The following is a 23,764-nucleotide window of genomic DNA, read 5'->3' as shown; positions in this document are numbered from 1 at the left end:
TTTACTCACTTTTATTAAGGAATCTATTTTGAGGAACTGCCGCAGATTGACCACCACCCATATTTAAAAAAGGCAGCATATTTTTTTGTTCAGAGTCAATAATATACTTTGTCCCAAGATTGGGGAAAATTTCCAGCATGGATTCCAGATACAGTCGTTTTTTTGTCACATCCTTGGCTTTTGCATATGCTTGGTAGATTGCTGAAAATTTGGTGGCATCCCCCTGGGCACGGTTAATCCGGTCAATGGCATACCCTTCAGCATCCTTAATCACCCTTTTGGCTTCACCACGGGCTAAAGGAACAGCCTTGTTGTACTCTTCCCTTGCTTTATAAATCGTCTGCTCTTTTTCCTGAATGGCCTGATTAACCTCATTAAAAGAAGCCTGAACAGGTTCCGGAACATTTGTCTTTTTCATTTCAATTGTTACAATATTAATACCGGACTGGGCCTGATCCATCTCTTTTTGAAGAATCTCCTTGGCAGCCAGAGCAATCTCTTCTCGTTTACTGATGACCTCATTGATACTCCTGTCCCCCACAACTGTTCTCATGGTGGCTTCCGACATGTCCCTTAAAATAGCCCTGACATCTTTAACCTTGAACAGATAATCCCTGGGATTTGAAATCCTGTATTGCACAATCCAGGGAACCACTGCCACATTAAGATCCCCGGTCAACATCAAAGGCGTTTCCTGAGAAGAACTGCTTGCGAGTCTGTAATTGCCGGAACCTTTGACCGCTTGAAAACCGAACTCTTCCTTATAGACTCTTTTCACCTTTACCTTGGTGACTTTTTCAATACCCGACGGAAATTTAAAATTCAAGCCCGGTTGAGCGATTCTGTCATATTTTCCAAATCGCTGAATAACACCGACTTCATCTGTTTCAATGGTAAAAAACGTGGATGAACCGAAAAATAAAGCCGCAATAACAATCACAACAAGAAAAACCCCCGGAAATTTAAAGCTTTTAAACCTGCTCAAAAGCTCATCCATCTGGGGTGGCCTTGGCATACTTGGCCCCCCGCCTTCTCTCTTGTGTTCGAACTTCTGCTGATTTTCCCTTAATTTTTCCCAATCCCAATTCATAAACATTATCCTGTAAATTATTTTTATAAAAAATCATAGTATGAACGCAAAATATAACCATATTTATATTTATCAAGCCCAAAAGGCAATATTTATTTAAAACAGGTTCTTGAGAATGATTTCGGGCAAGCATCCAACCCCAAATATATTTGGGGTATATTCCGGTCTATTAATATGGTATGAATATGCTAAAAAAAATCATCCTTAAAGATAAGGAACACTCAATTGTATAAACACACTCAATTGAACAAAAAAAACAAAAACAGCGAATTGATTCACATCAAAGACATCTTAACTTCCGCGCTTGGCAAATACAGACCTGCGATGGATACCCAAATGACAAGGATATGGGACATCTGGGATCTTGCTGTCGGAAAACCCATTGCCATGAATGCCAAACCCGATGCTTTTAAAGATGGAATGCTAATCGTCAATGTATCAAGCTCCTCATGGATTCATCAGCTTAAATTCCTTGAAAAAGAAATGATCTTAAATATAAACAAACAACTTGACCATAAACTGGTGAAGCAGATTCGGTTTAAAATTGGAAAAATTATCAGCTGAGTCTTTTTTTAACAACAAGATAAAAATCTGTCAGCCTGAAAACGGCTATCGGTTTTCTATAGATCCGTTTATCCTTGCTGCACATATTCAGCCAACAGACACACAACATCTCCTTGATGTGGGATGCGGATGTGGCATAATGCCGTTGATCCTGGCTTACAGGCATTCTGAGATTAAAATCACGGGTATTGAAATACAAGAGGAATTATCCTTTTGTGCCAGACAAAACAGTATTAATCACAAGCTGGATAAAACAATTAGTATCATTAATAAAGATATTAAAAACATACTTATTTCCGATATAAACGGAAAAGCAGATATAATTATTTCAAACCCCCCTTATAAAAAAAAAAATTCCGGCAGACTGAATCCAAATACTCAAAAGGCAATTGCACGCCATGAAATCACTCTTGATATTGATCTGCTTTTCAAGTGTTCAAGCAGATTGATTCATAAACAAGGAAGGGTTTATATTATCTTTCCTGCAGAACGGATATCCGACCTGATACTGGCCATGGAATCGTATAAATTTTCCCCTGTTTATTTAAGGTTTGTACACATAAAAAAAAACACCGGAGCCAGGCGCGTCATTCTCTGTGCAGCTAAAAACAGCAACAAAACCTGTACTGTCTCACCGCCCCTGTATATCTATAATTCTGAAAATAAATTAACAAATGAGTATATTTCCATGTTTAAACCTTGACACAAATGCAAAAAGAGTCTATTTTGCCCGAAGCAAATTTAATAAGGAGAGGTGACCGAGATGGCTGAAGGTGCACGCCTGGAAAGCGTGTGTATCCTAACCGGGTACCGAGGGTTCGAATCCCTCCCTCTCCGCCACTGATCATAATCGATCATACCGGATAACATGTCATACCAAGTTTTAGCAATCAAATACAGACCTCAGACATTTGACGACGTTGTTGGTCAACATCATGTTACCACCACCCTTACCAATGCCATTTCTTCAGACAGGGTTGCCCATGCCCTTCTTTTTACGGGACCCAGGGGCACAGGAAAAACAACCATTGCAAGAATTTTAGCCAGGGCAATGAATTGCAAAAAAGGGCCGACTCCCTTTCCCTGCAACACCTGTAAAATTTGTACGGACATTATTGAAGGGCACTGCACAGATGTGTTTGAAATTGACGGGGCATCCAACAACAGCGTGGACCAAATAAGGGATCTAAGGGAAAATGTAACATATATGCCGTCATCGGCACCCTATAAGATATATATTATTGATGAAGTTCATATGCTGTCTACTGCTGCATTTAACGCCCTGCTCAAAACCCTTGAAGAACCGCCTGACCATGTGATGTTCATCTTTGCCACCACTGAAGTCCATAAAATCCCGATCACCATCCTGTCCAGGTGCCAGAGGCATGACCTGGGCAGAATTTCGCTGCCATTGATTTCCGGTCACCTGCAAATGCTTTGCAGCCGGGAAGGATTTAATATTGAAGCCCAAAGTCTTGACCTCATTGCTCAGGAAGCAGACGGCTCCATAAGGGATGCATTAAGCCTTCTTGACAGAATATTATCATCGGCCAAGACCCTGAAAATTGAGCATCAAACCGTTCTGGACGGGTTGGGTATCCTTGATCGGCAGATCCTGCATGATACGTCAGTTGCAATTTTTGAAAAAAACGGGGCGCAACTCATTGAGATGATTGAAGACATAAACGACTCCGGAATTGATCTGAAAAAATATTATTCTGATTTAATTGTTCATTTCAGGAATCTGAATGTCATTAAAATTTGCGGCAAAGACAGCCCCAATGCACATATCACTGATTCTGAAAAAGAAAAAATTTTTCAAGCAACAGCCATGCTGTCCAGCAGTTTTATCAACACTGTTTTACAAATTCTTCTGGATGAAGAATCCATGATCAAATATTCATCACATACCAAAATCGCTATTGAAATGGTTCTGTTAAGACTGCTTCAGGTAAACCCGGGGGCACAAATAGATCAAATCATCAGCAAGCTTGATAGTCTTGCAAATCAGATAAATTCAACTGTTTCATACTCCGATCATAAATTTGAACCGGTACAAGAACCTGCTGCAAAATTTTTGGAAACCAAGAACAATAACATACCGATTGACAAAGATATTCCGGTTAACAGGGATATTCCTATGGCAAATCATGCGCCGGCTGTCAGGGAAACTTTGCCGGCACATGGATATCATGCTGGTCAAAATGTTTCAAAACCACAAAAAGATGCCCCCCCTGAAAAAACATGGCAGGGATTTTTAAACAGAATAGAACAAACCCTCCCCTTTATGTTTGTCCTTCTCTCAAAAGGTGTTGCACAAGAAAATAATACCAATGAAATTATAGTTGAATTGAAAGATTGTTCGTCCTTTGATAAAAACCGGCTTGAAACAAAAAAAAATGAACTGAAAAAAGCCTGCAAAAACTTTCTTGGAAAAGATCTTACAATCAAAATAGTGTCTGAAAGCAAACCATTAACTGAAAGCAAAAAAAAAAATGAAATAAAAGCCAGACAAGCAGCTTTCAACCACCCCCTTGTTGTTGAAGCCCAAAAAATGTTTAATGGCGAGATAATCAACTATTAAGACAGGAGTGACAAAACATGAAAAACATGAATACCATGATGAAACAAGCTCAAAAACTTCAGAAAAAAATGCTTAAAACCCAAGAGGAGCTGGCAAAAAAAACTGTTGAAGCCTCTTCTGGCGGTGGTATGGTCAAAGTAATTGCCAATGGCGGCCAGAAAATCGAATCCATTGTTCTGGAAAAAGAAGTGGTTGACCCGGAAGATATTGAAATGCTTCAGGATCTCATTATGGCAGCCGTTAACGATGCCTTAAACAAATCCCAGGAAATGGTATCTTCTGAAATGGGTAAACTTACCGGGGGACTCAATATTCCCGGTCTGTAAAAAAAAACATGATGCATTATCCCGAACCGATTTTAAAATTGATCAACAGTCTGTCAAAGCTTCCGGGTATTGGAAAAAAAACTGCTGAAAGGCTTGCGCTTCACATTCTCCATGCCCCGGACCATGACGTCTCAACCCTGGCCGCCGATATCATTGAACTGAAAAGCAGCATTCGACTGTGTACTGTTTGCTTTGCCCTGAGCGACAAAGACAAATGCCGGGTATGCGCAGATCCGTTAAGGGATCAAACACTGATTTGTGTTGTGGAGAACCCCACGGATATGGGAGCCATCGAAAAATCAAATGCTTTTTTGGGGACCTATCATATATTGGGCGGTGTACTTTCTCCCATTGATGGCATAGGCCCGGATGACATAAGGATCAAAGAGCTATTTAAAAGAGCTGACCCACGAAAGGTAAAAGAGATTATCCTTGCAACCAAAACCAATGTTGAAGGCGAAGCCACAGCTTCCTACATCCTTGAAAAGCTTAAAAGAACAAACATCAAAATCACAAGAATTGCTTCGGGTATCCCCATGGGGGGAGATTTACAATATATTGACCAGCTGACCATGCAAAAAGCAATGGAAAAACGATATGGATTCTGAATATAGAACAGGCAATGATATTTTTGAGTGCCGGCAATGCGGGGATTGCTGCAAGGGATTTGGCGGTACTTATGTCACTGAGCAGGATATCATAAATATCTCAACATACATCAATTTTGATCCAAAAAAATTTGTTGCCAGGTATTGTGACACATCAGGATCACGCTATGTTTTAACACTGGGGATAGACGGATGCTGTATCTTCTTTGATAAAACCAGACAATGCACTATTCATCCGGTAAAACCCTATATGTGCAAAGCCTGGCCTTTCATTAAAACCGTCATAGGACATCCTGAAAACTGGAATGCCATGGCAAACTCCTGCCCGGGCATGAAAAAGGATATCCCATATAAAAATCTGGCAAACATCGTTACAATTGAAAAAGGAAAACTGGATAAATCTATTATACCGCATATTGAGTTATGAGTATTGAGTCGTGAGAGAAGCACTTTTTTTCTCATTACTCACATCTCAATACTATCCTATTTTCCCACACCCATATCGGCAAATTGTCTTGCAATACTGTCTCGTTCATAAACAATTTCAACCCGTCGGTTCAAAGCCCTCCCCTTTGCCGTATCATTTGTGGCTATTGGGTGATAGTGGGCATAACCTTCTGCTGAAATATATTGAGGGGGAACCCCGTTTTCAACCAGCAGGCGAACAACCGTTGATGCCCTGGCACTTGAAAGCTCCCAGTTTGAGGGGAAAATGGCGGATGAAATGGGAAAACTGTCTGTATGCCCTTTTATTTTAACATGGTATGCCAGTTTGGAAAGCACTGCAGCAACTTTTTTTAAAATATCATTTCCTTTGTCAGACAGGTTTGTTCCCCCTTCGGAAAACAATAAAAGATCAGACAAGGTAATCACAACACCATCTTCGGTTTTTATTACACTGACCTCACCTCCCAGCTTGTTGAACAAAACAAGTTCCCTTACTTCACTGACGATGTCCTCCATCTCTTTTTCGATCATCCCGCCAAGCTCATCAATCATCTGGTTTTCAGACGGTTCTTCAGATGGAACCGCGTGCATGTTAAGGCCTTCTCTTATACCTGCTTCAGGTACTGCTTCAGCTCCCAATGCGCTTCTCAATGATTTTACAAGCTCTTTATAGGTTTCCTGCTGGGTGGTACTCATGGCAAAAAGAAGAACAAAAAAGCACATCAAAAGAGTCACCAGATCAGCAAAGGTTGCCATCCAAGGAGGTGCACCTGCTTGTTGCTTTTTTTCCTCCGACGGCGGAGCCGAAAGAGTTAACTCTTCCTCTGCTTCCTCTGAAGCCATATCATCAGCCATATGTTATTCTCTTTTTAGTTAAGTTGTTCTTTGCTTTCTTTTGCGCCACCCAGATAAATATTTAACTTATCCTCCATAAGTTTCGGGTGTTCACCTTCTCGTATGGAAATAATCCCTTCGAAAATAATGGTCATATTGATCATTTCTTCCTCATTGCGCCCGGTCAGTTTATCTCCCATGGGAATGAAAAACAGGTTGGCCAGAACTGATCCGTAAAACGTAGTAATCATTGCAACCGCCATTTTCGGGCCAATGGACGAGGGATCATCAAGATTGGCAAGCATCTGTACCAGTCCGATCAATGTTCCGATCATTCCAAAAGCAGGTGCATACGATCCCATGCTGGCAAAAATATCGGCACCAACATCCAGTTTTTTTTTTGTCAATGCCATTTTTTTTTGCATAATCGCTGCAATATCAGTGGTTTTCACGCCGTCAACCGTCATCTGCAAGGCCTGTGCAAGATATGGGTTATCGGTATTCTGTATCTCCCCTTCAATGGAAAGAAGCCCCCCTTTTCTTGCTTTGTTGGAAATTTCAACCAGGTTGGTAATAATTTCATGTGTCGGCTGAAGTTTAAAGATAAAAATTTTCATGGCTGTCTTAAAAACACTGAGGAAATCCTTAAGAGGATAGGCTACCATTGAGGCTGCCATGGTGCCGCCCATAACAATCAAAATTGAAGGGATATTGACGAACGTCATGATCCCGCCACCAAGCAGTATGGTTCCAAGGACAAATCCCATGCCGGAAACAACACCGATAATCGAAGATAGATCCATTTGCTAAGCCCTTATATATACAGTTTCATTAACAGGATATTCCCTGTTATATTTTTTAATTTTATCAATAGCATCTTTTGTAAGCAAAGTATTCACAGAAAAAAGTTTGGTTCCCGTATTTGTAAACAAAGCGGTCCCAAGGCTCATCCCGGGTTCAAGCTGATGAACGCCGACACCTTTTACCCTATATGAATCAGATCCCATATGAAGCACTGCATATGTCTCAAGCCACACAACAATATTCGGATCAAGTCTTGTACCGGAAAATCCCTCTAATTTTTCCAGAAAGCGTTCAAGGGATGTCACATCTTTTTCGTTTTTAAGGGTATCAAACACATCCGCACCCGACAATATCCTTGATAATAAAGGGATATATCTTCTTTTTAATCTTTGCGGACTGCCGGTTCCATCGGCATTTTCATTCAAATACCGAATAATATGCGCACAATTACCAAATTCGGTACAGATTGAAAGAAGGTCGGCACCTTTGACCGGATACTGCACAAATAAATCTTTTTCATAATCCGTCAGCTGGTCTTTTGCTTTGTTTAATATGACCTGAGGAATAAAAAGAAGGCCAACTTCGTGCAACATAGCAGCTTTTTTAAGATCCTCCAACTTTTTTTCATCCAATTTAAGTTGTTTGCCTATAAAATGAACAATATGGGCAACGCGTTCGCCATGGCCCCTGTTTTTTTCAATTCCGGCTTTAATCAACCTGGAAAGAATTTCTCCAAAGCCTTCCATATTATCTGCAAGATTGTTTTTTAGTTCTCTTTTTTCTTTTTTTAACCGATTGCGCTCAACTGTCATATGGTTGATTTGTTTTAACGCATTATTTAGTGTCGTTCGCTCTTCAAAAAGCTCTGTCTTTGTTTTTTTAATCTCATTTTTAAATTTATCCAGATATTCAAAAGTTTTTTCTATTTTCCTGTCCCTGGCAAGGATCTTTTGTCTGAAATGCTTAAGCTGATGATAAATATTGTATTTTTCTTTAAGTTCCCGGATGAAAAACGGTTTGATTAAAAATTCATCAATCCCCATACCCAGAAACGCTAACCTGTTCTCAGGTTCCGGGAATTCAGATAAAACAAGAAAAACAGCGGGTTTGAAGTTGGATGCTGTTTTAATAAGTTCATTGACGCCTTTTTCAAGGCCCTTGAATGTATTGGCACCCGATTCTATAAGGATAAGATCCGGGGCTGTTAATTCAACCTGATCGGAGGCGTTAAAAAAATCATCACATGTGTTTAAAATAAATCCGTTCTGCTTTGAGAACTTCGACAGATCATCCCTGATCTTTGAATCATAAATATAAAGCAAAGAAACAAACTCTTTCTCCATAGCATCCTTAACGTTCCATTAAATCTGGTTTATTCGGACTTGTTTATTCGGAACCATCATTCAGCAACCATTCATTCCAACGGGTTTCCATGATGCTTTGGGCCATTTGCTTGCCCATGTCCGTTTCAAGTCTTTGAAGAACATCCGAAAACCATTTTTCCAGGCCTTTTGCTCCCGTATCGTCTAACTTCTTCAATTCAAGAATCAAAGATATCTGATCCGCATCCTTGGCTAATTTTGCTTCTTTTGTTTCTCCTGAATTAAACTCATCAATAAGATTTTTTATATCATTACCAAAAGAAATGTGCTTTATCAAATGAGAAACGGCTTTGGCCTCATCAACCGTTGAATATTTTTTTTCTACATAGTTAAAATCACCGGTTCGCGCCTCGGCAATATCATGAATCAATGCCATGGTCACTAATTTCTCACTATTAATATCCGCATCCATTTTGGCCATGGCAAAACATATAAAGGCTGTTATAAAACTATGTTCGGCAATACTTTCCTTTCCTGACCCTAGAAAAGCATATCCGGATCGAATAAGATCCTTTAACATTCGCGCTTCAAACAATAAGTTGGCAATCTGTTTCATTTTCATTCCAAAATTCTATGACCTTGATTACATATCCTTTGCAACAATTCTTGACTTTTTATAGAACAGGAGGTTAAATAAAGTCAAGTTTTTGAGATAAACCAGCACCATGCAGGAGGAAAATATGCGAAACCAGGGAACAATGATAGCAGCTTTTGCTTTAACCATTTGGGCAGTTGCTTTATGTTCAACAGGATTTGCTGGAGATTATAAAGAATTTATCATCGGCGAGGACTCAGGGTTTTATTATACCATACAAAAAGGAGATACCTTGTGGGATTTGTCTGAAAAATTTTATAGTTCCCAATGGGACTGGCCAGGGCTTTGGGAGATGAATGATGACATAAAAAATCCCCACCAGATTTACCCCGGAAAAAAAATACGGGTCTTTTTAAAAGAAACACCCCTACTTAAACCAAAAATTGTAACGGTCCGGGAAACAAAAGAAAAAAAGCCACCCATCAAGATTGAAACCTCTTTTTCTATTTCCGGAATGGATCATATAGGATTTCTCAGAAAAAAAGCACAGCCGTCCCTTGGCAGCATTATCAAAGAAAAGGACGATAAGCTGATGATGTCGACCAATAATATTATTTACATCAAACCATCAGGAAAAGGCCCACTGGTTCCCGGCAGGATCTACCAGATTTTCACGACCAGTGATGTTAAAGAAAAAATCAACGACAAAACCTTTAAGGCAGTAAAACACCTGATCAAGGCACAGGTAAAAATACTTGAACACAAACAAATGTATGCAACCGCATTAATAACCAATGCATATCGGCCTGTCTATAAAAATGATTTGATCATGGAATATTATAAGCGCGATTCAATATTAACGGTTGAAGAAGAGCCTGGGCCCATTGATGCAAGAATTATCTGTTCCGAAGATGATAACATAATGATCAATGACTATCGGATTGCTTTTATTGATGCGGGCACCAAAGTTAAACCCGGACAGATTTACTCGATTTTCAGAAAAAACAAGCTGACGGATAATACCCTCTGGCCGCTGAAAAAAAAGAACGATGCCATTCAGCTTGAAAACCTGGAATCCGGAAAACTGATTGTGCTTCATACCGAAGATATCGCTTCAACAGTGATGATTTTATCTTCAACCTATGCCATTCACCAGGATGATATGGTAAATTAACCGCTTATGATCAGCACTATCCGGTTAAGGAATTGTATGAATAAAATAATCAACTCCTTTCTGAAAACTCGTGAGTCATAAATTTTTTATGTAAATATTCGGGTTAGTCATCCATGAGTTGATTTAAGCAATAACCTGAAGTTTTTATCAAGAGGTAATACCAAATATCTTTGATAGGAACAACAATCTTGCCAGGCTTACCATCAAGCTTTCCACGACCTTTAGTTTCACCGACATTCTGCCAGTTTGCGGCTTTATAGCAAGTCCCTTTAAATCAATCTTTCTGCACGAACGATTCCAATAGCAACGACCGGATATTGTATCTGTTTTTTTTTAAATCCCTTCAATTTTATTTCATGTAAAAGGTGGGACACACCCATATTGTTGCCTTCCAAAAAATTTACTTGACCATCAATATTTATTTTAATAAGATTTAATTTTTTTATATTATAAATATTTGTTGTAACTAAAAGCTATGGCAGATTGATCTGCCACAAAAAAAACAAAAAGATTATGATTACAACTGGTTATATTGTTTTTTATAAATTATTACCCCCCCTTTTTTTACATTACCTATGAATTAATTATTTTTTAAATAAAAACATTAAACAGCTTGATTATGAGTATCAAAAGGATTCGTTTAGGATTGTTATTAAGTGCTGAGTCTGATATAAACCGTTCTCTTTATCAACTTTGTTTCTAGGAGGGATACAATGTCTTTATCTGAACTAATGGATTCTGAAACTAAATTATCCTATAAGTCAAAAAAAAAATTACATGCATGTCCATGTGATGAATCAAAAATGTATGATCAGTTCTTGATGCCAATAAAATCAAAGGGCATGTGGGTATGGTTCGACGGTGAGGAGGAGCCCTACCTGGATCTGGTTCTAAACTATAGTTCAGTGAATTTCGGGCACTGTTATCCGCCCATTGTAGAAATTGTCAACCAGGTAACTCAAAGGGTTGACCAGATTCACGCCTTTCATTCAAAAGACAAGCTGGATCTAAGCGAATACCTCTCGAATAAAATCAGTCGAGATGAACATTACAATGTTTATTTTAATGTAGGAGGGTCTGCTGCCGTTGCAGATGCGATTCGATTATGTCGATATGCAACAGGGAAAAAGCATATAATTTCATTTGACGGTTCCTTTCACGGCGTCAGCAATGAAGCGGTTTGTGTGACAGACAATCGTTTGGTGAAAAAAGAACAATATGGTATTCCCATTGCCGAGTATAACCTCAGTGTTCCATTTCCAAGCCTGCACAATGATATTAGCGTGGAAGCCTGTATGTCCATGATTGAAAGTCTGATAGCGGAATACGATGTTGCCGGTATCATTGTCGAACCTATACAGGGGGCTAACGGCTTCATCATCCCCAAGGATACATTTCTTGCCGAACTAAGCAATCTTTGCAAAAAACACAGTTTAAAGTTTATCATCGACGAAATTCAGGTAGGATTCGGCCGGGCAGGATCCTTTTTCGTTTTTCAGGAATACGGGGTGGAAACCCCGGATATCGTCCTCCTGTCCAAATCTATTGCTGGCGGATATTTTCCAGTCAGTGCCGTCATTGCCAAAGCTGATCTTTATGCCAAAGTATCAAACAGGGGAACCGCCTTTCAAACCACTTTTAACAACAGTTCCATGGGGCTTGCTATTTCAAATCAATTGATGCATCTGGTGGAAAGGGAAAAGCTTTTTGATAGTATTCCTGAAAAGGGACAATATTTCATGAAGAAAATCGACTTTTTCAGCAAAAGCCCCTATGTCGCAAATCTAAGGGGAAAAGGCCTGGCCATAGCCTTTGACATTGTGGATCCAGACTCAAAACAACCTTCAGACACACTGGCAAAACAATTTGTATCCATCTGTCTTCAATCCCGGGTGATCATCTATGCCTGCGGGGTAAACTTCAACAGCGTAAAAATCATACCTTCCATTGTCATAACCCGGGAGGAAACCGACCTCATTGCACGACGCCTGAAAAACTGCTTGAATTTATTCCACAAAAAAGTAAGTTGATGTCATTATGAATGTATTGTACATCGGCGTTTGCAAAAAAAACCTGGAGCTGTATTATCCGTCATATATCAGAGGTCGTTTTTTAGACAGCCCTTTCACGGACGATCAATTGGTTGCCACAGTAAAACAGCATCGGATCAATGTGTTGATGGTGGATGTATTTCATTCCTCTTTCAACAAATGTTTGCTGAACCGTTTAAAGGATCATGTCAGGCTCATTAATTTTTCATATCAATCGATTGAATCATTGATTGATATGCAGGAAGCCAAGCGCTTAGGCATTCTCGTTAAAAAACTGCCCGATGACCTGTATTGTAATGAGGTGGCTGAATTTGCCATAACCCAGTTATTATGTGCCTGTAAGGGAAGTTTCCGTTTTGATCGAGATATCAGAAACGGAGAATGGAACCAGGCTGCCCATACCAATTTTTCAATGAATGGCAAAACCCTCGGAATTGTCGGATATGGGAATATTGGCAAACGCATTGCCTCTTTATGCAAACCCTGGGGAATGAAAATTTTGGTGACAAAAAAGAGCCGGCACATGGGACCACAGCCTGCAGGCATTACTATTGTTGACTTTCCAACACTGATATCACAGAGCGATTTTATCATCCTGGCCGTGCCCATAAAAAAAGACACATATCAGATGGTGGACAGGGTTCATATACAAAAGCTTAAAAAAAATACCATAATCGTAAATATCTCCCGGGGGAATATTGTAGATGAAAAGGCCATAGCCGAAGGGCTGGAGAAAGGCAACCTGTATCAATACTGCACGGATGTTTTTTCTCAGGAACCCATTGACAAAAACCACGAATTGGTCAAAAGCAATAAAACTATTCTATCCCCTCACATTGCATGGGCAACTGATTCTTCCTTAAAAAAAACTTATGATATCTGGTTTGGCCAAACAACCATTTAAATCAAGTGATAAAAAAACAATGGATATAGAAACAAAAACTGATACGGAAACTGTCGAGGCCTTTGCCGACAAAACAAACGGTCTCAACGGAAAACCATATGAGTTATCCCCTCTCCAAGAGGGCATGCTGATCCATTCCCTGGCAGAACAGGGTGTTGGCATGTATGTGTCCCAAGGGGTTCACTCTTTCCGGCACATTGACGCAGAAGCCATGGAACATGCCTGGCAAAAAGTAGTGGACCGCCATGAGGTGCTAAGAACCTCATTCGTCTGGGAAAATTTGAATAAACCGCTTCAGGTCGTACATCCTAAGGTTGAAGTCAGATTTGAACACTATGACTTAAGAAAATTTTCAGAATGGGAGCAGAAAATAAAGCTGCGAGCTATATTAGGGGAAGATCGTGCCAAAGGCTTTGAGCTGACCCGGCCGCCATTGTTCCGGCTGCACCTGTTAAAAAGGTCGGAAGATTCCTATTATCTTATTTTCAGTCATCACCACCTGTTGTTAGATGGCTGGTCAAATCCTATATTGCTGGATGAAGTCCGGACATTTTATCAGGGCCTTCTAAAAAACATTGAAGTTGCAATGCCCCATCCCAAGCCCTTCCGATTGTATATCCAATGGTTGAGAAAACAGGAGTTGAAAAATGAAAAAAAATTTTGGGAAACATATCTCAAGGGATTCAAACGGACCACCCCCCTGCCCTATGATCTTGGCTCCCACCGCCAGGAAGGATACCCACTGAAATCCGAAGAACTGCATCTTGAAGTCAAGGATCCATTGTTCACGAATTTGAAAGCCACTGCACGAAAATGCAAAGTAACGCTGAATACCCTGATCCAGGCTGCCTGGTGTATTATTTTGAGCCGATACAGCGGCCATAAACACATAGTATTCGGATCCCTAGTCTCAGGTCGATCTTCTGTTCTAGAAGGCATAGAGACAATGATCGGCATGTTTCTCAACACCTTGCCCCTGCATATAAAAGTCGATGCAAAAGCCTCTTTTAAAGATTGGCTCAAATATGTTCACATCCAACAGACCTTACTTCATGAACATGAGTTCAGTCCTTTGGCAAAAATACAGCAATGGAGCGAACTGCCCCGGGGAATTCCGCTTTTTGAATCTGTTATTGATACCAATAACACCCATCAGGTTAAAGAAGAATCCGATGAAACGGTTCTGGCGCCCATAACCCAAAGCGTTCCCATGCTCTTGTTTACAAAACCCGCTGCAGGCAGGCTGTTGCTGATCCTTATTTATAACAACCGCAGGTTTATCAGGCCCTGCATCGCCCAGGTAGGCGAGCAGATCATTGCCCTGCTGTCAGACATGTGCAAAGATGTGCAAAGAACCGTGGAAGAACTGTCCATGATTTCGGAAGCCGAATCCCAGCGCACCTTGGTGACATGGAACAAAACCCGGAGACCCTATCCCGAAGCCAAAACCCTGCATCAATTGTTCGAAGCCCATGCCGAATCCTCACCTGATGCCCCGGCTGTTCATTACCTGGATAAAACCATGAGCTATAAGGTGTTCAACCAAAAGGCCAACCAACTGGCCCGCCATCTTGTTGCCCGGGGGATCGGCAGGGGGGAGCTGGTGGGATTCTGTCTGGATCGATCCTTTGATATGGTGATCGTACTCATGGCGATCTTAAAATCCGGGGCAGGCTATATCCCGCTCGACCCCAATTATCCCTTTGACCGCCTCGAAATGATGCTTAAAAATTCCGAAGCCAAGCTGCTGATAATCCAGGAAAAATATTTGTCGGAACTTGGCGGGATCTCACCCCATCATCTCTGTATTGATAAGGAAGCCCATCTCTGGTCTGATCAGGACTTTACAAACCTTGATCTTGAACTGAGTCCCGACGACATTGCCTATGTGCTGTACAGTTCAGGATCAACAGGAGTGCCTAAAGGCATAGTCATTCCTCACAAGCAGCCGGTTAACCGCATGTTCATTGAATTTGATCCCTTTGAACCTGATGAGGCCCTTTGTGCAAAGACATCCATATGTTTTGTGGATTCGGTATGGGAATTGTGGTCTGCCTGGGCCAACGGTCTGCCCCTTACTCTGATTCCCGAATCCCAGATCAAGGATCCGGCCAGCCTGATTGAGACTCTGGCGCTTTCCGGGTCCACCCGGATGGTTTTGGTACCGTCGCTATTACGTTCCATGATGGATACCGAGCCTGAACTTGAAAAAAAACTGCCCCGGATGAAACACTGGATTTGCAGCGGAGAGGCATTGCCCGGGGATCTATCGGAACGATTCGTCAAAACCCTGCCTAATGCCGTCCTGACAAATCTTTACGGTGCCACTGAGGTATGGGATGTAACCCGGTGTGATACCCGGGACAACCTGCCCTATGATCCCATGCCCATCGGTAAAACAATGGGGAACATGAAAGGCTATATATTGAATGACAAAATGCAACCCGTGCCAGTGGGTGTCATAGGAGAGTTGCATTTTTCAGGTGTGCATATGGCCCATGGCTATTGGAAACGCCCGTACCTGACCGCCCGGCAGTTCGTTCCCAATCCTTTCAGCAGCACACCCGGTCAAAGGCTTTACAAAACCGGGGATCTTGGCCGCTGGCTACCGGACGGAAATTTCGAATATATATGCCGAAGAGATCATCAGATCCAGCTGAGAGGATTTCGTATTGAGCTGGGAGATATCGAAAGTGTGATCCGGGGACATGCAGACATCAAACAGGCGGCAGTGGTGGTTTCAGATGATGAACGCCTGGTGGCATATATTGTTACAAAGACACAGACCGTTCCAAGCGCTGCCGAGCTTCGCAAACATGTCCGCCTGAAGCTGCCCGAGCATATGACCCCGGCCTTTTACCTGCCCCTTGCGGCCATCCCATTGACCCCCAACGGCAAAACCGACCGTCGGAAACTTCCCAAACCTAAAGCCCGGGAAATGAAGCAGCTCATCGAAAAGGAAGCAAGCTCAAGGGCTCCGGAAACCCCCACCGAAAAAACCGTGGCATCGGTATGGGCCAATTACCTGGGCCTTGACACAGTGGGTGCTGAATCCGATTTTTTTCAACTGGGTGGCGAATCTTTGATGGCTGTCCGTATCATTACCCAGCTGGGTAAAATTCTTAAGATAACGATTCCTTTAAGCGTATTGATGGAAACCCGGACCATAGCAGACATGGCAGCCTGGATTGATCAAGCCCTGAAACACGGTACCGCAGCCCTCAAAATGGATATGCCTGCCATTTCAAAAGCCGACCACGGCAAAAAAGCGCCTCTGTCCCATGCACAGCAGCAGATGTGGCTATTGGATCAGTTGAATCCGGGAAGCGTTTCCTATACTGTGCCCAATATTATACAACTTAGAACCATAGTGGATATGGATGCCCTGAACAAAACGCTGACCGAACTGATCCGGCGCCATGAAATTCTCAGGACAACCTTTTTGAGCCTTGATGGTGACCCTTTCCAGGTTATCAGGGAACCTGAAAATATATCGGTCCCCATCACAGACCTGACTGATCTGCCTGCAGCAACAAGGGAGATGGCTATCGATAAAAAGATAAGGGAACAGGCCCGGTTGCCATGGGATCTTGAAAACGGCCCGCTCTTCCGCTACCAGCTGATAAAAATCAATGACAAATATTTCTCCCTGGCCATGACCCTCCATCATATCATCACCGATGGCCGGTCCATGAGCATACTGACAAACGAAATCAAGGCCCTTTATAACGCATTCAGTAACGGAAAACCCTCCCCCTTGAACTCCTTGACCATTCAATATGCAGATTATGCCATATGGCAGCGGAAATGGTTGAAGGGAGATCAGATCAACAAACAAATCCAGTATTGGAAACACAAACTGGATGATACCAGCATATTGGAAATCCCTACTGATCATCCAAGACCTGCTGTTAATCGTTACCGGGGCGGTAACAGCAGCATTTGCCTGGACCCGGAACTTGTTCGCGAACTGCGCAGGCTGGGCCTTGAAGAAGGAGCAACCATGTTCATGGTACTTCTGGCAACATTCCAGCTGCTGTTGATGAGGTATACCGGCCAAAACGACATCTGTGTCGGAACGCCTTCAGCCGGAAGGTCTCAACACCAATTGGAAGCTTTGATAGGCTATTTTATCAATACCCTGGTACTTCGCACCAGAATTTCCGGCAATCCCAGTTTCCGGGAACTGATCCAAAACGTTCGCACCACCTGTATAGAAGCCTACGACAATCAGGATGTGCCCTTTGAAATACTGGTGGATAAATTGGGGGTTCAAAGAGATCTGAGCATTAATCCGCTATTCCAGGTGCTGTTTGTTCACCAGAGGCTCAGTGAAGCAGAAAGCGGTAAGACCTTTGAGCGTCGGACAGCCCCGGAACAAGAAACCGCTAATTTTGATCTGGTCTTGAATGTCCAAGAATCCCTGGACCGATTGGAATGCAAATTTGTTTATAACTCAGATCTATTTGAAAAGACAACCATAGACCGCATGGGGGCTCGCCTGGAATTATTGATACGACAATGCGTCACCCATCCGGACCAGGCGCTATCAAGGACTGTATTTCTTCTACCTGAGGAGCGCCGCCAGATTCTTCTGTCCTTCAGTCATCAGAAGAAAAAGCCGGTGCAAACCCGCTGTACTCACGAGATCATTGCCGATCATGCATTGGCATATCCGGAGAAAGCCGCTATAAGATTCAACAATGATACGGTCACCTACCTTGAACTGGAACAGCAATCCAATCGAATGGCCCGCCATTTAATAACACTCGGGGCTGGTCCGGAGACAGTTGTGGGATGGTGTGTTGAACGGAACTCTAATATTTTTGCCGGTCTTTTGGGAATCATGAAATCGGGATCGGCCTTTTTACCCCTGGACCCGGCACAGCCCAAGGAACGCCTGTCCTATATGCTCAAGGATACAAAATCCAAGCTTATAATTACCCAGAAAAAACTTGTGGACACACTTCCATCCGACCTTTGTAGAATCGTACTGCTGGACGATGACTCTGAATTTATAAAAAATACATATGACCCTTTACCAACAGACCTAAATGTCCGTCCGGAAAACCTTGCTTATATCATTTATACTTCGGGTTCCACCGGCATGCCTAAGGGGGTTATGGTCGAACACCGAAATCTTGTCAACCTGATATCGTCACAGATTCCCGAATTTCGGGTCACGGTCGAAAGCCGGGTATTACAGACCCTTTCTCTTAGTTTTGATGCGGCCTTGGGAGAAATTTTCAGGACATTCGTGGCAGGCGCTACCCTGCATCTGGCCCACAAGGATGATTTAATGCCGGGACCCGCCTTGATCGAATTGCTTAAAATCCAGAAAATCACCTCGGTGGCTTTTTCTGCCGCAGCACTGGCGGCTCTGCCCAAAGCTTCCCATGATCTTGTTGATCTGAAGAATCTTACAGTGGGCGGAGACACCATAAGTCCGGAGCTTGTTGCGCATTGGTGCCGGAACAGACGCTTTATGAACGGATATGGCCCCACCGAGACCACCATTGGCGCTACACTGGCAGCGAACTGGGATTCCAATGACAAACCCCCTTTGGGAAGACCACTGCCCAATGTCAAGGCCTATGTTCTGGACCGCTGGATGCAGCCGGTTCCGGTGGGCACCCCAGGTGAATTGCACATAGGAGGAGTCGGTGTGACCCGAGGATACCTGAACCGGCCGGACCAAACCGCAGCAAGTTTTATTCCCGATCCTTTTTCAAACCGGCCCGGCGAACGTCTTTACCGTACCGGAGACCTGGTACGCTGGCTTCCCGATGGAAAACTTGACTTTCTGGGCCGTATGGATCATCAGGTCAAAATCCGCGGCTTTCGTATTGAACTCAGTGAAATAGAATCTGTACTGGACCGGCACCCGAAAGTCAATCAAGCAGTGGTGGTGGTTCACAAAACCAACGGCATTAAACGTCTGGCTGCTTATGTGACGCCCATGAAGAAGGAAAAACCGGACAGCAGAGAGCTTCGCCTGTATTTACAGGCCAGTCTTCCCGATTACATGGTCCCGGCGTTTCTTATAATTTGTGATTCGTTTCCCATGACGGTGAACGGGAAAATTGACAGAAAAGCCTTGCCTGAACCCTCTTCGGAACAATTACAATTGGACAAAGAATATGTAGCGCCTAGAAATGATCTTGAAAAGCTTATCGCAAGGATATGGGCAGATGTACTAGGACTCGAACGGGTTGGAATTTTTTCCAATTATTTTGAACTGGGAGGGGATTCCATTATGAGCATCCGGGTGGTCGCTCGTATTACGGAAGCTGGCTATCAACTAAGTTTGAAAGATATGTTCACCCATCAAACTGTGGCAGAGCTGGCATTGAGTCTGGAATCGGGAAGTTCGGTGCTGGCTGCGGAACAGGGTATGATTAAGGGGGCGGTATCTCTGACACCTGTCCAACAATGGTTTTTTAATCAGGAATCCAGCAATATTCATCATTTCAACCAGTGGATGGCGGTCCCCACACCACCTGTACTGGATTGTGACAAGATGCGGCAAGCTGTGGCTGAAGTGGCCAGCCACCACGATGCTTTAAGGATGCGGTTTAAAAAAACAGACCGAAACGGTTGGACTCAATTCAATTCAGAAACCATTGAGCCGATTCCGTTCAACGAAGTGGATCTCACCTCCGTTCCCGACAACGAATGCCGAGAAATCATTGATCAGACCCTTCATAAGCTCCAGCGCACTCTGGATATGGAGCAGGGACCCCTGTTTCGGGTATGCTGGTTCAATCCCGGCCCCCATCGGCCCGGGCGCCTGCTGGTGCTGGTGCATCATATTATCATGGATATTGTATCCTGGACACCACTAATCGAAGACTTGATGGTCGTCTATCGGCAATTGAGCAAATCCCAACCGGTAAAACTGCCCATGAAAACCAGTTCCTTCAAACAGTGGGCCAAGGCGTTGAAGGATTATGGGACTTCTGAAGAATTAAAAAAAGAAATGCCTTACTGGCTGGATCTTGCCGAACATCCGCCCCAGCCTTTGCCCATTGATTTTTCCGATAAAGACCACAGCCATTCGACCACTCAATCCTTTTTCATGGATATTGAGCCGGCACATACCCGGCAGCTGATAGATATAGTTGCCCCCTGGTTCAATACCCCCTTCAGCAATATCTTGCTGGCCGCACTGGCAATAGCCTTTCACCGTTACAGCACCAATAAGCAGATACAAATAACCGTGGAAGGCCAGGGTCGCGAGGATATCGGAGTTGAAATGAACTTGTCGCGTACTCTCGGCTGGTTTACCAGCTTTTATCCAATGGCTTTTTCATTGGATTCCGGTCCGGCATTAGAAGATCAGATCAAAAAGATCATTCAGAAGATTGAAGCTGTTCCAAACCGGGGCATAGGTTATTCCGTGCTTCGATACTTGAGTGAAGACCAAAGAATACATGCGGTTGCCGAGTCTGAAATTTCTTTTAATTTTACCGGCCAATCCAGCAAAAATCTTTACGGTATTCAAAAGAACTCCAAAGACGATAAACAATTCTGGGGAGATCTGGCTGAAATGGGTAAAATAAAACTTTCTGAATCCACTCAAGGGCCTCGCCGCCACCTCATTGAAATCGGGGCAGGTGTAATGGATGACCGCCTTATTGTCCGATTTGCCTATGGTGGAAAACGGTTTAAACAAACAAGTATACAGAGCTTGGCCCAAAACCTGAAACACGTCTTTTCAGAAATGGTTCAGGTGTGTGAAATGGAATCGGAAAAAAGATTAAATTAAGATGCAATGTTTAATCATTTGTCTAAAGGAACGAATCTATGAAACTATGGAAAGGTATTTTTAAAAAATCAATATGGTTAGGTATTTCAGCAATAATATTTTTTGCATGTACAGGTTCAGATTATAATATGAAACCTCCCAGACAGTACTCAAATCATAGAACTAATTTGCAAAGACCAGGGAGCATTACCCCCCAGCCGTCCAAAGAATTATTCCGTCGTATGATAATACAAAATATAAAGCCGTATATCGGCCAGGGGTCTGCTGAAAAAAGTCCTGCCATTGCAGTGGGCCTTGTGACCCGACATGGAGAGGTTGTCGTAGCTCTGGGAAACCGTGATATTTTTACCCATAAGCCTCCTGATGGAAATACCCTGTTCGGCATTGGTTCTGTTTCAAAGTTGTTTACCGGCCTGATACTGGCAAATGCCGTTGCAAATAAAGAACTTTCATTATCGGACAAGGCAAATGACTGGCTGGAAGAACAAATACACATTGACGACCGGATTACATTGCAGCAACTGGTTTCCCATTTTTCAGGCCTGCCCAATTTTCCCGACAATATTATGGAGCAGACGGATAGATCTTGGAATCGGGAAACAGCTATGTTGATGCCGGCCAAGGATTACAGCCGAAAACACCTTAAAAACTGCCTTACAAAAAAACTGTGCTGTCCCAGGCATGTACCGGGAAAAAAATACCTGTACTCTAATATGGGTATCGGCCTGCTCAGTATTGTTCTGCAGAACAGATACGGATTTAATGATTTTAACACTCTCAATCAGGAAAAAATCACCCATGTCTTGAGTATGAAAAAAACTGCCACTAATATTCCAAGTTTTATCAAACAAAATAAAGCCAACCTGGCACAGGGATATCAATATATTCCAGAATATCACCGCCTCAAACCAGTTCCATTTTCAAATATGGGGGTTCTGGCAGGTGCCGGTGAGCTGATCAGCTGTGTCAATGACATGAATCTGCTTTTAAATGCATTGACCGGTCTGTCCAAAAGTCCGCTGGGAAATGCTGCAAAAGAATTGAAAAAAGAGTTGGGCGGATCGAACCAACCCAGTGTAAGTACCGCTTATGCCCATAAGGTCAGATCAGCGCGGGATGGCGGGAAAATCCATTTTAAAACCGGATATACGGCCGGATATTCAGCCATCGTAATCTGGCGGGACATGCCGAAAATTGGGTTGGTTGTGCTGTCAAACCGGGGGAAATTTCCTACTGTCCCATTGAGCCAGCGATTGATGGGACGGGTAACTCAATTGCTTAAACAATAAAAAAATATAATTTTATATTCAGGAGGAAAAAAGCGTATGGAAAAGAAAGAGAACGTGACACCCACAACATCATCAGGAATACAAGCACGCATGGAAGTGGCCATGAACCATGTGAAAGCCAAGAGGCTTGATGAGGCAATGGAAATTTATGAATCCATTTTAAAAGGAGATCCTGAAGTAGCGGCGGCCTACCTGGGCCTGGGTACCATTCATTTTTTCAAAGGGGATTATGAGGAAGCTGAAAATTATTTAAATGGTGCACTCCATTTGAACGATAAACTTTCTCAGGCCATGCATATGCTGGGAAACGTATCCGTTAAACGAGGAGAGACCCAACTGGGTCTAACTCAACATGAAGAAGCGTTGAAAATTAATCCCAAATTAAACATGGCAAGACTTGCCATGGGGAGAATTTTAACTCAACTCAAAAAGTATGACGAAGCCGAACAAACTCTTAGAGAGGCATTGCGGTACAACCCACAGTTTACCCAAGCTGCGTTAATGATTTCCCAAATCCTCCAAATGCAGGGAAAAACAGATAAAGCTATTGAAAACTTAAAAGATCTGACGGATAGAAGTCCGGATGCCTGGCAGGCGTATATTATTCAGGGCAAATTGTTAATGAGAAAAAAGGATTATGCCGAATCTATCGCAAGCCTGCAAAAAAGCCTGACCTTTAAATCAGACAACCCTGTGAGTTATCTGTTTCTCGGGCAAACCTATATGGCGGACGGCCAAAGCGACCATGCCATTACAGCGTTGAAAAAAGCTATTTCATTAAATCCGGATATGGTTATCGCCCAAATACAGCTGGCTAAAGCCTATACTGCCATTGAAAGGTATGAGGATGCCAAAAAAATATTACAAAAATTGAGTTTGGGGGAGAAAAAGCTCGGGCTCATCCACTTCAGATTGGCAGATATTTTTGTCAAACAAAGAAAATTCAAACAGGCAGTACTTGAATATGAAGCCGCATTACTGCATACTGAAAAGTTATTGGAAAAATACCCGGAACTGCTGAAAATACAAGAAGTGAACGATGAACCTGAAAAAACAGTGGCTGCCTATCAAACCATATTGGAAAAAATAAAACAGGACTTTGGTGATGATCCGGAAGCCTATGAAGAACAGACCATTGAAGCTGATCTTGTAACCGCTGATGAGTAAAAATATTATGAATAACGAAGATACGGCATCCAGTGAACAAATAAGGTACAAGGTTGTTGTCAATGATGAGGAGCAATACTCAATCTGGCCGTATGAATCAAAAGTTCCTTTAGGGTGGAAAGAGCTGCCCATATCCGGAAGCCAGAAGGAATGTCTGACATATATTGAAGAGGTATGGACAGATATGCGCCCCTTGAGTATTCGAAAGAATCATGAGGGTTGACCTGGTATTTCACC

Annotated in this window: 18 protein-coding genes and 1 tRNA gene; 14 read left to right on the top strand and 5 right to left on the bottom strand. The window is 42.7% G+C overall.

Going from position 1 to position 23,764, the window contains the following annotated elements; all coding sequences use genetic code 11:
- Position 1: 1 nt before the first annotated feature.
- On the bottom strand, positions 2 to 1,090 hold the full coding sequence (gene hflK, locus BLT94_RS01375; protein WP_092229677.1) for an FtsH protease activity modulator HflK: 1,089 nt from the start codon (positions 1,088 to 1,090) through the stop codon (positions 2 to 4).
- A 225-nt stretch (positions 1,091 to 1,315) separates the two neighbouring features.
- Here hflK and BLT94_RS01370 point away from each other — a divergent pair, with 225 nt between their 5' ends.
- From BLT94_RS01370 to BLT94_RS01340, 7 genes are all read left to right on the top strand, one after another.
- Positions 1,316 to 1,654, top strand: coding sequence for a DUF721 domain-containing protein (locus BLT94_RS01370; protein WP_092229675.1), 339 nt, complete (start codon positions 1,316 to 1,318; stop codon positions 1,652 to 1,654).
- Positions 1,635 to 2,357, top strand: a complete 723-nt coding sequence (locus BLT94_RS01365) for a tRNA1(Val) (adenine(37)-N6)-methyltransferase (RefSeq protein ID WP_092229673.1) — start codon at positions 1,635 to 1,637, stop codon at positions 2,355 to 2,357. Before BLT94_RS01370 ends, BLT94_RS01365 begins: the two co-directional genes overlap by 20 nt.
- Positions 2,358 to 2,402: 45 nt before the next feature.
- Positions 2,403 to 2,494: transfer RNA gene (locus tag BLT94_RS01360), tRNA-Ser, on the top strand.
- A 28-nt stretch (positions 2,495 to 2,522) separates the two neighbouring features.
- Positions 2,523 to 4,238: a DNA polymerase III subunit gamma/tau gene (dnaX, locus tag BLT94_RS01355; RefSeq protein ID WP_092229671.1), complete on the top strand. Its 1,716-nt coding sequence runs from the start codon at positions 2,523 to 2,525 to the stop codon at positions 4,236 to 4,238.
- A gap of 17 nt (positions 4,239 to 4,255) precedes the next feature.
- Positions 4,256 to 4,564, top strand: a complete 309-nt coding sequence (locus BLT94_RS01350; RefSeq protein ID WP_014956851.1) for a YbaB/EbfC family nucleoid-associated protein — start codon at positions 4,256 to 4,258, stop codon at positions 4,562 to 4,564.
- 8 nt (positions 4,565 to 4,572) lie between these two features.
- A complete protein-coding gene (gene recR, locus BLT94_RS01345; RefSeq protein WP_092229669.1) occupies positions 4,573 to 5,172 on the top strand; it encodes a recombination mediator RecR in 600 nt (199 codons plus the stop codon).
- A complete protein-coding gene (locus tag BLT94_RS01340) occupies positions 5,162 to 5,599 on the top strand; it encodes a YkgJ family cysteine cluster protein (protein WP_092229667.1) in 438 nt (145 codons plus the stop codon). The genes recR and BLT94_RS01340 overlap by 11 nt, the downstream gene beginning before the upstream one ends.
- Before the next feature lie 56 nt (positions 5,600 to 5,655).
- On the opposite strand, the gene BLT94_RS01335 is transcribed toward BLT94_RS01340, so the two are convergent.
- From BLT94_RS01335 to BLT94_RS01320, 4 genes are read right to left on the bottom strand one after another with little or no spacing between them, the layout of a single operon-like run.
- Positions 5,656 to 6,474, bottom strand: coding sequence for an OmpA/MotB family protein (locus BLT94_RS01335; RefSeq protein ID WP_092229665.1), 819 nt, complete (start codon positions 6,472 to 6,474; stop codon positions 5,656 to 5,658).
- 14 nt (positions 6,475 to 6,488) lie between these two features.
- Entirely contained in the window at positions 6,489 to 7,256 is a 768-nt protein-coding gene (locus BLT94_RS01330; protein WP_092229663.1) for a motility protein A, read from the bottom strand.
- A 3-nt stretch (positions 7,257 to 7,259) separates the two neighbouring features.
- Positions 7,260 to 8,600, bottom strand: a complete 1,341-nt coding sequence (locus BLT94_RS01325; protein WP_092229661.1) for an HD domain-containing phosphohydrolase — start codon at positions 8,598 to 8,600, stop codon at positions 7,260 to 7,262.
- Between the two features lie 43 nt (positions 8,601 to 8,643).
- Complete coding sequence (locus BLT94_RS01320; protein WP_092230084.1) at positions 8,644 to 9,195, bottom strand: HD domain-containing protein; 552 nt, start codon at positions 9,193 to 9,195, stop codon at positions 8,644 to 8,646.
- A 124-nt stretch (positions 9,196 to 9,319) separates the two neighbouring features.
- On the opposite strand from BLT94_RS01320, the gene BLT94_RS01315 reads away from it, so the two are divergent.
- The 7 genes from BLT94_RS01315 (at position 9,320) to BLT94_RS01280 (ending at position 23,750) form a co-directional block, all read left to right on the top strand.
- The gene (locus BLT94_RS01315; protein ID WP_175530230.1) at positions 9,320 to 10,348 is read left to right on the top strand and encodes a LysM peptidoglycan-binding domain-containing protein; all 1,029 of its coding nucleotides are present in this window, start codon (positions 9,320 to 9,322) and stop codon (positions 10,346 to 10,348) included.
- A gap of 713 nt (positions 10,349 to 11,061) precedes the next feature.
- Entirely contained in the window at positions 11,062 to 12,378 is a 1,317-nt protein-coding gene (locus tag BLT94_RS01305; protein WP_092229657.1) for an aspartate aminotransferase family protein, read from the top strand.
- Between the two features lie 7 nt (positions 12,379 to 12,385).
- Positions 12,386 to 13,303, top strand: coding sequence for a 2-hydroxyacid dehydrogenase (locus BLT94_RS01300; RefSeq protein ID WP_092229655.1), 918 nt, complete (start codon positions 12,386 to 12,388; stop codon positions 13,301 to 13,303).
- Between the two features lie 19 nt (positions 13,304 to 13,322).
- A complete protein-coding gene (locus tag BLT94_RS01295) occupies positions 13,323 to 21,071 on the top strand; it encodes a non-ribosomal peptide synthetase (protein ID WP_175530229.1) in 7,749 nt (2,582 codons plus the stop codon).
- A gap of 221 nt (positions 21,072 to 21,292) precedes the next feature.
- A complete protein-coding gene (locus tag BLT94_RS01290) occupies positions 21,293 to 22,360 on the top strand; it encodes a serine hydrolase domain-containing protein (protein ID WP_175530228.1) in 1,068 nt (355 codons plus the stop codon).
- 36 nt (positions 22,361 to 22,396) lie between these two features.
- On the top strand, positions 22,397 to 23,527 hold the full coding sequence (locus tag BLT94_RS01285; RefSeq protein WP_092229649.1) for a tetratricopeptide repeat protein: 1,131 nt from the start codon (positions 22,397 to 22,399) through the stop codon (positions 23,525 to 23,527).
- Positions 23,528 to 23,534: 7 nt separating this feature from the next.
- Positions 23,535 to 23,750: an MbtH family protein gene (locus BLT94_RS01280; protein ID WP_092230082.1), complete on the top strand. Its 216-nt coding sequence runs from the start codon at positions 23,535 to 23,537 to the stop codon at positions 23,748 to 23,750.
- Positions 23,751 to 23,764 lie beyond the last annotated feature (14 nt).

Origin of the sequence: Desulfobacula phenolica (assembly GCF_900105645.1) — a bacterium.
Lineage (GTDB): Bacteria > Desulfobacterota > Desulfobacteria > Desulfobacterales > Desulfobacteraceae > Desulfobacula > Desulfobacula toluolica.
This window is presented reverse-complemented; position numbering and strand designations above follow the sequence as displayed.